This is a genomic window from Streptococcus sp. 4155 (genome assembly GCF_013276695.1).
Taxonomy (GTDB): Bacteria; Bacillota; Bacilli; order Lactobacillales; family Streptococcaceae; genus Streptococcus; species Streptococcus pseudopneumoniae.
The window spans coordinates 2,609-15,987 of sequence record NZ_VMLM01000016.1 but is presented as its reverse complement, the minus strand read 5'-3'; the positions used below and the strand labels follow the sequence as shown (position 1 = coordinate 15,987).

Here is a 13,379-nt window from a genome sequence, read left to right as displayed (position 1 = left end):
GACGTTGACGTGGTTTGAAAGTATAAAAATGTCACATAAGCCAAGCCGTATTATTAGGAAGATGATGTGTTCCCAGCTATTTTTATTCAGAAATTGATCTCTAATATTTCTTTTAAAAAGCTCATCTAGTGAAACTATAAATAGGAAAAGAAAAAAGTTAGTGTTTTTCAAGTGTTATCTAGTTTCCAAACTATAGTATTTACTGGAAATCTAAAGAAAATATCAGAAAAATTCAGCAAACGTTTTCTTCTTATTTTCTTGACTTTTTTGCTGATTTTTGCTTGACTTTTACTTGAAATTTGATAAACTATAGACAAATAGGAAAACGTATTCATTTAAAAACGGAGGAATAAGGAATGAATCAAGAAAAACGTTTGCATCGCTTTGTCAAAAAGTGTGGACTCGGTGTGTGTAGTGCTGTTGTTGCGGCCTTTTTATTGAACGCTCAGGGAGTAGCTTTGGCTACAGAGCAAGGGAATCGTCCAGTTGAGACAGAAAACATCGCTCGTGGAAAACAAGCTAGTCAAAGCTCTACTGCTTATGGAGGAGCTGCTACACGAGCAGTGGATGGTAATGTTGATAGTGACTATGGGCACCATTCTGTAACGCATACAAACTTTGAAGACAATGCTTGGTGGCAAGTCGATCTTGGAAAAACAGAGAATGTTGGAAAAGTTAAACTTTACAATCGTGGAGATGGGAATGTAGCTAATCGTCTTTCCAATTTTGATGTTGTTTTGTTAAATGAAGGAAAACAAGAAGTTGCTCGTCAACACTTTGATAGTTTGAATGGGAAGGCAGAACTTGAAGTTTTCTTCACCGCCAAAGGCGCTCGTTATGTAAAAGTGGAGTTGAGAACTAAAAATACCCCATTGAGCTTGGCAGAAGTGGAAGTATTCCGTTCAGCAACAACTCAAGTTGGACAGGATAGAACTGCACCAGTAGTAGATCAAACATCAGCATTGAAAGACTACCTTTTTGGCTTAACTTATAATCCTTTAGATATTTTAACTCGCAAGGGAGAAACCTTAGAAAATCGCTACAACACAAGTGCTAAGGAACAAAATGGAGAGTTTGTCGTTGTAGAAAAAATCAAGAAAACCCTCTCTACAGGCACAGCAGATGTTTCCATCAATGGAAATCAAAATGTCTTCCTAGGTGGCTTGTATAAGGCAAACCAAAATCTGCTAGAAAATCAGCCAGAATTGATTAGTCTTGCCCGTGCAAAGGGGACAGTCAGCGTCGATTTACCTGGTATGATTCAGTCTGACAGCCGAATTGAAGCAGATCCTACAACTAGTGGTATGCAGTCTGCGATGAATACCTTGGTTGAAAGATGGACAAAGAATTACTCATCTAGCCATTCCGTTCCTGCCCGTGTTCAGTATGAATCAACTACAGCCTATAGCATGAACCAATTGAAAGCAAAATTTGGTGCAGACTTTGAAAAAGCAGGCGCACCGCTCAAGATTGACTTTGAGGCTGTGCAAAAGGGTGAAAAGCAAATTGAAGTTGTAAACTTTAAACAAATTTACTATACAGCGACATTTGATGCACCGACCAATCCAGCAGCTGTATTTGACAAGAGTGTGACACCTGAAGATTTAAAACAAAGAGGCGTTGATTCACAAACTCCACCTGTATATGTATCAAATGTTTCTTACGGACGTCAAATCTATGTTAAGTTTGAGTCAACAAGTAAGTCTACTGAATTAAAAGCAGCTATTAATGCGGTTATCAAAGGTGCAACAATTGCTCCAAATTCTGAATGGAGCCGTCTATTGAAGAATACTTCTGTAACAGCAGTAATTGTAGGAGGTAATGCTAGCGGTGCTGCCAAAGTTGTCACAGGAACAGTCGAAAACTTGAAGGAACTCATCAGAGAAGGAGCTAACTTTAGCGCTCAAAGTCCAGCTGTGCCAATCTCATATAAGACTGCCTTCCTAAAAGATAATGCCCAAGCAACTTTACAAAATAGTACAGACTATATCGAAACGAAGGTTACTTCTTACAAAAATGGTTTCTTGAAACTTCATCATAAGGGTGCTTATGTTGCGCGTTACTACATTTATTGGGATGAAATTACATATGATGAACAAGGAAATCCAGAAATCCGTTCACGTCAATGGGAAGATAACGGAAAAAACAGAACTTCAGGCTTCCAAACAGAGATTCAATTTAGAGGAAATGTCCGTAATCTTCGTATCAAGGTTCAAGAAAAGACAGGTCTTGTATGGGAACCATGGCGTACAGTTTACAACCGCACAGACTTACCACTAGTACAACAGCGTACAATTACACATTGGGGAACAACTCTAAACCCTAAAGTTGATGAAAAAATTGTGAATGAGTAACAATTTGATTTACTTGATTCGATAGTAAACAGTGAAGAGGAGGAACTTCGATTTCTCCTCTTTTATGATTGACTTTTGAGAGAATGAAAGGGTAACTTCTATAGCAGATTGAAACTAGAATAGTACGTTGTTGCTATTAAAACATTTCTAGAAATTAAGTTGACTTTCTCAATAGATTTGTTCATGTCTTATTTCAATTCAATATAAAACTAACTTCCAGTTTTCCACAACCTAGTTTTTAGTATGAGAAAAACGCGTTGTTACAGACATAAGGAGCTTTTTGAGAAGTGGGAAATCCGTGTAATCAGATTTGACGGATGTTGGATGCATGATGCGATTGCGCTTGATTTCCTTCGAAATCGTTGACGGGCCTTTTCCCATATTCTCAACGATGGAACGGAAAGTCTCACACTTAATTCCACCATAAAAATCCGTTTTAGACTAATTTCCACTTCGGTCAGGCAAGTGGAAGTTACTTTGAGAAGTTACGCAGAGCTAAAATTAACAATAAAAAAGAAAAATATCTTGACAACCAATGGAAAATTTTGTTACAATAATAGACGGTACTTTTTACTTTTGGTCTCTCAAGAGTGTACAGGGACGTGCTGACAAATGTTGCAAAAGTACACACAGATGATAGCTGTCACCAAGTGTATCATCACCAAAAATAAAAAAACACAGGAGTATGTAGATGCCTACAATTAACCAATTGGTTCGCAAACCGCGTAAATCAAAAGTAGAAAAATCTAAATCACCAGCTTTGAACGTTGGTTACAACAGTCATAAAAAAGTTCAAACAAACGTTTCTTCACCACAAAAACGTGGTGTTGCAACTCGTGTTGGAACAATGACACCTAAAAAACCTAACTCAGCCCTTCGTAAATTCGCTCGTGTACGTTTGAGCAACCTTATCGAAGTTACTGCCTACATCCCAGGTATCGGACACAACTTGCAAGAACACAGCGTGGTGCTTCTTCGTGGTGGACGTGTAAAAGACCTTCCAGGGGTACGTTACCATATCGTCCGTGGTGCACTTGATACTGCAGGTGTTAACGATCGTAAACAAGGCCGTTCTAAATACGGTACTAAACGTCCAAAAGCATAAGGAAAGGGGATAAAGAGAAATGAGTCGTAAAAATAGAGCTCCAAAACGTGACGTATTGCCAGATCCGCTTTACAATTCACAACTAGTTACTCGTCTTATCAACCGCGTTATGCTTGACGGTAAACGTGGTACAGCTGCTTCAATCGTTTACGGTGCTTTTGAGCAAATCAAAGAAGCTACTGGCAACGATGCACTTGAAGTATTTGAAACAGCTATGGAAAACATCATGCCTGTACTTGAAGTACGTGCACGTCGTGTTGGTGGTTCTAACTACCAAGTCCCAGTTGAGGTTCGTCCAGAACGTCGTACAACACTTGGACTTCGTTGGTTGGTAACAATTGCTCGTCTTCGTGGTGAACACACAATGCAAGACCGTCTTGCAAAAGAAATCTTGGATGCTGCTAACAACACTGGTGCAGCTGTTAAGAAACGTGAAGACACTCACCGTATGGCGGAAGCTAACCGTGCATTCGCACACTTCCGTTGGTAAGATAGGATGCGAAAGCGTTAAGAAAGTCCCAGAGAAAATAGGGAATCGAAGCAGGTTGCGATTGCAACCAATGAGATTCATCTTTTTCTCCAGACTTTTAGCTTGAGCTCAACTATATCATGATACTAGGAACGGTAAGGATGCAAGGTGAAAATAGGAAACTGACGCAGTATTCGACGAATACAAGGAAGTTTATCTTTTTCACACAGCATCCCGTTCCGGCTCAAATCGGCTAATTAACTTTAGCCCGAGTTCAATTCAACTTGTAAATCTACAAGTTGAAACCAACAATAGCATGAAAACATTGAGAACGGGTAGGTCCTGCCTATCCGTTTTTATTAAAATCGTGTTATAATAGAATAGAAATCAAAAATAAATAGGAGAAACAAACCTCATGGCACGCGAATTTTCACTTGAAAAAACTCGTAATATCGGTATCATGGCTCACGTCGATGCCGGTAAAACAACAACTACTGAGCGTATTCTTTACTACACTGGTAAAATCCACAAAATCGGTGAAACTCACGAAGGTGCGTCACAAATGGACTGGATGGAGCAAGAGCAAGAACGTGGTATCACTATCACATCTGCTGCAACAACAGCTCAATGGAACAACCACCGCGTAAACATCATCGACACACCAGGACACGTGGACTTCACAATCGAAGTACAACGTTCTCTTCGTGTATTGGATGGTGCAGTTACCGTTCTTGACTCACAATCAGGTGTTGAGCCTCAAACTGAAACAGTTTGGCGTCAAGCAACTGAGTATGGAGTTCCACGTATCGTATTTGCCAACAAAATGGACAAAATCGGTGCTGACTTCCTTTACTCTGTAAGCACACTTCACGATCGTCTTCAAGCAAATGCCCACCCAATCCAATTGCCAATCGGTTCTGAAGATGACTTCCGTGGTATCATTGACTTGATCAAGATGAAAGCTGAAATCTATACTAACGACCTTGGTACGGATATCCTTGAAGAAGACATCCCAGCTGAATACCTTGACCAAGCTCAAGAATACCGTGAAAAATTGATTGAAGCAGTTGCTGAAACTGACGAAGAATTGATGATGAAATACCTCGAAGGTGAAGAAATCACTAACGAAGAATTGAAAGCTGGTATCCGTAAAGCGACTATCAACGTTGAATTCTTCCCAGTATTGTGTGGTTCAGCCTTCAAAAACAAAGGTGTTCAATTGATGCTTGATGCGGTTATCGACTACCTTCCAAGCCCACTTGACATCCCAGCAATCAAAGGTATTAACCCAGATACAGACGCTGAAGAAACTCGTCCAGCATCTGACGAAGAGCCATTTGCAGCTCTTGCCTTCAAGATCATGACTGACCCATTCGTAGGTCGTTTGACATTCTTCCGTGTTTACTCAGGTGTTCTTCAATCAGGTTCATACGTATTGAATACTTCTAAAGGTAAACGTGAACGTATCGGACGTATCCTTCAAATGCATGCTAACAGCCGTCAAGAAATTGACACTGTTTACTCAGGTGATATCGCTGCTGCCGTTGGTTTGAAAGATACTACAACTGGTGACTCATTGACAGATGAAAAAGCTAAAATCATCCTTGAGTCAATCAACGTTCCAGAACCAGTTATCCAATTGATGGTTGAGCCAAAATCTAAAGCAGACCAAGACAAGATGGGTATCGCCCTTCAAAAATTGGCTGAAGAAGATCCAACATTCCGCGTTGAAACAAACGTTGAAACTGGAGAAACAGTTATCTCAGGTATGGGTGAGCTTCACCTTGACGTCCTTGTTGACCGTATGCGTCGTGAGTTCAAAGTTGAAGCGAACGTAGGTGCTCCTCAAGTATCTTACCGTGAAACATTCCGAGCTTCTACTCAAGCACGTGGATTCTTCAAACGTCAGTCTGGTGGTAAAGGTCAATTCGGTGATGTATGGATTGAATTTACTCCAAACGAAGAAGGTAAAGGATTCGAATTCGAAAACGCAATCGTCGGTGGTGTGGTTCCTCGTGAATTTATCCCAGCGGTTGAAAAAGGTTTGGTAGAATCTATGGCTAACGGTGTACTTGCAGGTTACCCAATGGTTGACGTTAAAGCTAAGCTTTACGATGGTTCATACCACGATGTCGACTCATCTGAAACTGCCTTCAAGATCGCGGCTTCACTTGCCCTTAAAGAAGCTGCTAAATCAGCACAACCAGCTATCCTTGAACCAATGATGCTTGTAACAATCACTGTTCCAGAAGAAAACCTCGGTGATGTTATGGGTCACGTAACTGCTCGTCGTGGACGTGTAGATGGTATGGAAGCACATGGTAACAGCCAAATCGTTCGTGCTTACGTTCCACTTGCTGAAATGTTCGGTTACGCAACAGTTCTTCGTTCTGCATCTCAAGGACGTGGTACATTCATGATGGTATTTGACCACTACGAAGATGTACCTAAGTCAGTACAAGAAGAAATCATTAAGAAAAACAAAGGTGAAGACTAATCTGTCCTCACTCTAGAAGGAAGTCACTTAGTGGCTTCCTTTTGTCTTTAGAAAATACCTCTAAATATGGTAAAATAGTAGGAGAATAATGTGAGGAAAATGAATGTCAAACAGTTTTGAAATTTTGATGAATCAATTGGGGATGCCTGCTGAAATGAGACAGGCTCCTGCTTTAGCACAGGCCAATATTGAGCGAGTTGTGGTTCATAAAATTAGTAAGGTATGGGAGTTTCATTTCGTATTTTCTAATATTTTACCGATTGAAATCTTTTTAGAATTAAAGAAAGGTTTGAGCGAAGAATTTTCTAAGACAGGCAATAAAGCTGTTTTTGAAATTAAGGCTCGGTCTCAAGAATTTTCAAATCAGCTCTTGCAGTCCTACTATAGGGAGGCTTTCTCTGAAGGTCCATGTGCTAGTCAAGGTTTTAAGTCCCTTTATCAAAATTTGCAAGTTCGTGCTGAGGGTAATCAGCTATTTATTGAAGGATCTGAAGCGATTGATAAGGAACATTTTAAGAAGAATCATCTTCCTAATTTAGCCAAACAACTTGAAAAGTTTGGTTTTCCAACTTTTAACTGTCAAGTCGAGAAGAATGATGTCTTGACCCAAGAGCAGGAAGAGGCCTTTCATGCTGAAAATGAGCAGATTGTTCAAGCTGCCAATGAGGAAGCGCTCCGTGCTATGGAACAACTGGAGCAGATGGCGCCTCCTCCAGCGGAAGAGAAACCAGCCTTTGATTTTCAAGCGAAAAAAGCTGCAGCTAAACCCAAGCTGGATAAGGCGGAGATTACTCCTATGATCGAAGTGACGACAGAGGAAAATCGTCTGGTATTTGAAGGGGTTGTTTTTGATGTGGAGCAAAAAGTGACTAGAACAGGTCGTGTTTTAATCAACTTTAAAATGACGGACTATACTTCAAGTTTTTCTATGCAAAAGTGGGTTAAAAACGAGGAAGAGGCCCAGAAGTTTGACCTCATCAAGAAGAATTCTTGGCTCCGAGTTCGAGGGAATGTGGAGATGAATAACTTCACACGCGATTTGACTATGAACGTACAGGATGTGCAGGAAGTTGTTCACTATGAGCGGAAGGATTTGATGCCAGAAGGTGAGCGTCGGGTTGAGTTTCATGCTCATACTAACATGTCGACTATGGATGCTTTGCCAGAGGTCGAAGAGATTGTTGCAACAGCTGCTAAGTGGGGACACAAGGCGGTTGCTATCACAGACCATGGGAATGTCCAGTCCTTTCCACATGGCTATAAGGCGGCTAAGAAAGCGGGAATCCAGCTGATCTATGGGATGGAAGCCAATATCGTGGAGGACCGTGTCCCTATCGTCTATAACGAAGTGGAGATGGACTTGTCGGAAGCAACCTACGTGGTCTTTGACGTGGAAACGACGGGACTTTCAGCTATCTATAATGACTTGATTCAGGTTGCGGCCTCTAAGATGTACAAGGGGAATGTTATTGCTGAATTTGATGAATTTATCAATCCTGGGCATCCCTTGTCAGCTTTTACTACAGAGTTAACTGGAATTACAGATGATCATGTCAAAAATGCCAAACCACTAGAACAAGTTTTGCAAGAATTCCAAGAATTTTGCAAGGATACGGTCCTAGTTGCCCACAATGCTACCTTTGACGTTGGCTTTATGAATGCTAATTATGAGCGTCATGATCTTCCAAAGATTAGTCAGCCAGTTATTGATACGCTGGAGTTTGCTAGAAACCTCTATCCTGAGTATAAACGCCATGGTTTGGGGCCTTTGACCAAGCGTTTTGGTGTGGCCTTGGAACATCACCACATGGCCAACTACGATGCGGAAGCGACTGGTCGTCTGCTTTTCATCTTTATCAAAGAGGTAGCAGAAAAACATGGTGTGACCGATTTAGCTAGACTCAACATTGATCTAATCAGTCCAGATTCTTACAAAAAAGCTCGGATCAAGCATGCGACCATCTATGTCAAGAATCAGGTAGGTCTAAAAAATATCTTTAAGCTGGTTTCCTTGTCTAATACCAAGTATTTTGAAGGAGTGCCACGGATTCCGAGAACGGTTCTAGATGCCCATCGAGAGGGCTTGATTTTAGGTTCAGCCTGTTCAGAGGGTGAAGTTTTTGACGTGGTCGTTTCTCAAGGTGTGGATGCGGCGGTTGAGGTGGCCAAGTATTATGACTTTATAGAGGTCATGCCACCGGCTATCTATGCGCCCTTGATTGCCAAAGAACAGGTCAAGGATATGGAGGAACTCCAGACCATTATCAAGAGTTTGATAGAGGTTGGAGATCGCCTTGGCAAGCCTGTTCTGGCTACGGGAAATGTTCACTATATCGAACCAGAAGAAGAGATTTACCGTGAAATTATCGTCCGTAGTTTGGGACAGGGTGCGATGATTAACCGAACTATCGGTCATGGTGAACATGCCCAACCAGCTCCTCTGCCAAAAGCCCATTTTAGAACGACCAATGAGATGTTGGATGAATTTGCATTCTTGGGAGAGGAACTGGCTCGTAAACTGGTAATTGAAAATCCCAATGCCTTGGCAGAAATCTTTGAACCTGTTGAGGTCGTTAAGGGTGACTTGTACACGCCTTTCATTGACAAGGCTGAAGAAACGGTCGCTGAATTGACCTACAAGAAAGCTTTTGAGATTTATGGAAATCCACTGCCAGATATTGTCGATTTGCGGATTGAAAAAGAACTAACTTCCATTCTGGGAAATGGATTTGCCGTGATTTATCTAGCCTCGCAGATGCTGGTGCAACGTTCCAATGAACGGGGTTACTTGGTTGGTTCTCGTGGATCTGTCGGTTCCAGTTTCGTTGCGACTATGATTGGGATTACGGAGGTCAATCCTCTCTCTCCTCACTATGTCTGTGGTCAGTGTCAGTATAGCGAGTTTATCACAGACGGTTCTTATGGTTCAGGATTTGATATGCCCAATAAGGACTGTCCAAACTGTGGTCACAAACTCAGTAAAAATGGGCAAGATATTCCTTTCGAGACCTTCCTTGGTTTTGATGGAGACAAGGTTCCCGATATTGACTTGAACTTCTCGGGAGAAGACCAGCCTAGCGCCCACTTGGATGTGCGTGATATCTTTGGTGAAGAATATGCCTTCCGTGCAGGAACGGTTGGTACGGTAGCTGCTAAAACTGCTTATGGCTTTGTAAAGGGCTATGAGCGAGATTACGGGAAGTTTTATCGTGATGCAGAGGTGGAGCGTCTCGCCCAAGGGGCGGCTGGTGTCAAGCGAACGACAGGACAACACCCAGGGGGAATCGTTGTTATTCCTAACTACATGGATGTCTACGACTTTACGCCTGTCCAGTATCCAGCGGATGACGTGACGGCTGAATGGCAGACCACTCACTTTAACTTCCATGATATCGACGAGAACGTCCTCAAACTCGATGTACTGGGACATGATGATCCTACCATGATTCGAAAACTCCAGGACTTGTCTGGGATTGATCCTAATGAAATACCTATGGATGATGAAGGCGTGATGGCCCTCTTTTCAGGGACAGATGTGCTAGGGGTAACACCTGAACAAATCGGAACACCAACTGGGATGTTGGGAATTCCAGAATTTGGAACCAACTTTGTTCGAGGGATGGTCGATGAAACCCATCCGACGACTTTTGCAGAATTGCTTCAATTGTCTGGACTGTCCCACGGTACCGACGTTTGGCTGGGCAATGCCCAAGATCTGATTAAGCAAGGAATAGCAGACCTATCGACTGTTATCGGTTGTCGGGACGACATCATGGTTTACCTCATGCATGCTGGCCTCGAGCCTAAGATGGCCTTTACTATCATGGAACGGGTACGTAAGGGCTTGTGGCTGAAGATTTCCGAAGAGGAGCGAAATGGCTATATCGAAGCTATGAAGGCTAATAAGGTGCCAGAGTGGTATATCGAGTCCTGTGGGAAAATCAAGTACATGTTCCCTAAGGCCCATGCGGCAGCCTACGTTATGATGGCCTTGCGTGTAGCCTACTTCAAGGTTCACCACCCGATTTATTACTACTGTGCTTATTTCTCCATCCGTGCCAAGGCTTTTGATATCAAGACCATGGGAGCGGGTTTGGATGCCATCAAACGCAGAATGGAAGAAATCTCTGAAAAACGGAAGAACAATGAAGCTTCTAATGTGGAAATTGACCTCTATACCACTCTTGAGATTGTCAATGAGATGTGGGAGCGTGGTTTCAAGTTTGGAAAACTCGATCTCTACCGTAGTCAGGCGACAGAGTTCCTTATCGATGGAGATACCCTCATCCCGCCATTTGTCGCTATGGATGGTCTGGGAGAGAACGTTGCTAAGCAGTTGGTGCGAGCGCGTGAAGAGGGAGAATTCCTCTCTAAAACAGAATTGCGCAAACGCGGTGGCCTCTCATCAACCTTGGTTGAAAAGATGGATGAAATGGGTATTCTTGGAAATATGCCAGAGGATAACCAGTTGAGTTTGTTTGATGAGTTGTTTTAAAAGTTTGAAATGTCTTGTGTAGGTTTGAGGTTGTATCATGATGGAAAAGAAAAAAAGAGCAACACCCTGGAAACCAGGGAAAGTTATTTCCATACGTTTGCGAAATGGCGTTTATGTATTAGCACAAATGGTGCGTGATCCCTATCTGGTATTTTTCAACCATTTTAATGAGGAAAATAACTGGAAGGGAGTGACCTTGAAAGATGAAGATATCCTCTTTTGTAAGGCTGTTACTCGCCAGTTTCTACGCTATAGTCCTGTAGCGATTGTCAAAGAAGTTACCCCCCTGTTAGATTATGAACTGCCTAAAGAATGGATTTATAGCCATATTGGAGGGCATCCTATTACTGTTTCGGTAAAGGGAAGGGAGCGCCAACTTGCTGGTTTTGGTAGACGTTGTTCTTTGGTTCTGGCGGATAAAGACAGTGGACTACCAGAAGATAATCCACTTATGGGACTCTTCCAATCTTATATCATACCAGATATCAAAGAACAGGATTGGGATCGGGTAGGTCAGGCTGAACTTATGTCTATTGAAGTATTTCCAACACTCAACGAACGTCTCTATCTTTGCTTTCTTTATGGGAAAAATATAATTCCAGAACAAGATATCTCTTTAGGAAAGCCTCTACCTGATGACTATGAAACCTATATAGATATCCTCACAAATAGTCCAGAGGCACGACGCCTCTACCTAGGAGAGCATGAAGAATAAGAAAGGACATTTCATGAAACTAAGAATTTTTGCGGAAGACAAGCCGGCTAAGAAGGTGTTTGAGTATCAATTGGAACTTGCTGATCAAACAATTCTTCTATCAACAGCACTCTTGTCAGGTGCTATTGCTTTAGCAGGATTATTCTCTGCTTTGAAAGAAAAATAAAAATAGAAAAGAGAAAATTACATGGTTTTACCAAATTTTAAAGAAAATCTAGAAAAATATGCGAAATTATTGGTTGCGAACGGAATCAACGTGCAACCTGGTCACACTTTGGCTCTCTCTATCGATGTGGAGCAACGTGAGTTGGCTCACTTAATTGTCAAAGAAGCTTACGCTTTGGGTGCGCATGAGGTTATCGTTCAGTGGACAGATGATGTCATTAACCGTGAGAAATTCCTCCATGCGCCGATGGAGCGTCTGGACAATGTGCCAGAATACAAGATTGCTGAGATGAACTATCTTTTGGAGAACAAGGCTAGCCGTCTTGGAGTTCGTTCTTCTGACCCAGGTGCCTTGAATGGAGTGGACGCTGACAAGCTCTCAGCTTCTGCCAAAGCTATGGGACTTGCTATGAAGCCAATGCGTATCGCAACGCAATCTAACAAGGTTAGCTGGACTGTAGCAGCCGCTGCTGGACTTGAGTGGGCTAAGAAAGTCTTTCCAAATGCTGCGAGCGACGAAGAAGCAGTCGATCTCCTTTGGGACCAAATCTTCAAAACTTGCCGAGTCTACGAAGCAGACCCTGTTAAGGCTTGGGAAGAGCATGCAGCTATCCTCAAGAGCAAGGCAGATATGCTTAATAAAGAACAATTTTCAGCCCTTCACTACACAGCGCCAGGGACTGATTTGACCCTTGGTTTGCCGAAGAACCACGTTTGGGAATCAGCTGGTGCTATCAATGCACAGGGCGAAGGATTCTTGCCAAATATGCCGACAGAGGAAGTCTTCACAGCGCCTGACTTCCGTCGTGCAGATGGTTATGTCACTTCTACAAAACCGCTTAGCTATAGCGGAAATATCATTGAAGGTATTAAGGTGACCTTTAAGGATGGACAAATCGTTGATATTACTGCTGAGAAGGGTGATCAGGTCATGAAAGATCTTGTCTTTGAAAATGCGGGTGCGCGTGCCTTAGGTGAATGTGCCTTGGTGCCAGATCCAAGCCCAATTTCTCAGTCAGGTATTACCTTCTTTAACACCCTTTTCGATGAAAATGCGTCAAATCACTTGGCTATTGGTGCAGCCTACGCAACTAGCGTTGTTGGTGGAGCGGAGATGAGCGAAGAGGAGCTTGAAGCTGCGGGGCTTAACCGTTCAGATGTTCACGTGGACTTTATGATTGGGTCTAGTCAAATGGATATCGATGGTATCCGTGAGGATGGGACACGTGTACCACTCTTCCGTAACGGAGATTGGGCAAATTAAGGAGATAATATGTTAGGAAGTATGTTCGTTGGTCTCCTAGTGGGATTTTTAGCAGGTACTCTGACCAATCGTGGAGAACGCATGGGATGTTTTGGAAAAATGTTTCTCGGTTGGATTGGTGCCTTTATAGGGCATTTGCTTTTTGGGACTTGGGGACCGATAATAGCAGGAACTGCCATCATTCCGGCAGTACTAGGTTCCATGATTGTCTTAGCGATTTTCTGGAGACGAGGAAGTTAATTTCTTAAATCTGATACTCAATGAAAATCAAAGAGCAAATTAGGAAACTAGCCGCGGGCTGCTCAAAGCACTGCT

9 protein-coding genes and 1 pseudogene are annotated in these 13,379 nt (G+C 42.4%); 9 read left to right on the top strand and 1 reads right to left on the bottom strand.

The window, feature by feature from the left end; translation table 11 throughout:
- Positions 1–356: 356 nt before the first annotated feature.
- Positions 357–2,354 carry a thiol-activated cytolysin family protein gene (locus tag HT715_RS02130; protein ID WP_138706631.1) on the top strand — a complete coding sequence of 666 codons (1,998 nt, stop codon included), beginning with the start codon at positions 357–359 and terminating at the stop codon, positions 2,352–2,354.
- A gap of 256 nt (positions 2,355–2,610) precedes the next feature.
- Here the strand turns inward: HT715_RS02130 and HT715_RS02125 are convergent.
- Positions 2,611–2,771, bottom strand: a pseudogene (locus tag HT715_RS02125) (helix-turn-helix domain-containing protein); the annotation flags it as partial.
- A 274-nt stretch (positions 2,772–3,045) separates the two neighbouring features.
- Here HT715_RS02125 and rpsL point away from each other — a divergent pair.
- From rpsL to HT715_RS02085, 8 genes are all read left to right on the top strand, one after another.
- Positions 3,046–3,459, top strand: a complete 414-nt coding sequence (gene rpsL / locus HT715_RS02120) for a 30S ribosomal protein S12 (protein WP_001142332.1) — start codon at positions 3,046–3,048, stop codon at positions 3,457–3,459.
- Between the two features lie 19 nt (positions 3,460–3,478).
- The gene (gene rpsG, locus HT715_RS02115) at positions 3,479–3,949 is read left to right on the top strand and encodes a 30S ribosomal protein S7 (RefSeq protein ID WP_000087873.1); all 471 of its coding nucleotides are present in this window, start codon (positions 3,479–3,481) and stop codon (positions 3,947–3,949) included.
- Positions 3,950–4,343: 394 nt separating this feature from the next.
- A complete protein-coding gene (gene fusA / locus HT715_RS02110; protein ID WP_000090345.1) occupies positions 4,344–6,425 on the top strand; it encodes an elongation factor G in 2,082 nt (693 codons plus the stop codon).
- 103 nt (positions 6,426–6,528) lie between these two features.
- A complete protein-coding gene (locus tag HT715_RS02105) occupies positions 6,529–10,920 on the top strand; it encodes a PolC-type DNA polymerase III (RefSeq protein WP_138707428.1) in 4,392 nt (1,463 codons plus the stop codon).
- A gap of 37 nt (positions 10,921–10,957) precedes the next feature.
- Entirely contained in the window at positions 10,958–11,635 is a 678-nt protein-coding gene (locus tag HT715_RS02100; RefSeq protein WP_138706629.1) for a hypothetical protein, read from the top strand.
- Between the two features lie 13 nt (positions 11,636–11,648).
- The gene (locus HT715_RS02095; RefSeq protein WP_119946721.1) at positions 11,649–11,801 is read left to right on the top strand and encodes a hypothetical protein; all 153 of its coding nucleotides are present in this window, start codon (positions 11,649–11,651) and stop codon (positions 11,799–11,801) included.
- Positions 11,802–11,822: 21 nt separating this feature from the next.
- Entirely contained in the window at positions 11,823–13,064 is a 1,242-nt protein-coding gene (locus HT715_RS02090) for an aminopeptidase (RefSeq protein WP_138704427.1), read from the top strand.
- A gap of 9 nt (positions 13,065–13,073) precedes the next feature.
- Positions 13,074–13,304 carry a GlsB/YeaQ/YmgE family stress response membrane protein gene (locus HT715_RS02085; protein WP_000901572.1) on the top strand — a complete coding sequence of 77 codons (231 nt, stop codon included), beginning with the start codon at positions 13,074–13,076 and terminating at the stop codon, positions 13,302–13,304.
- Positions 13,305–13,379: the final 75 nt, after the last annotated feature.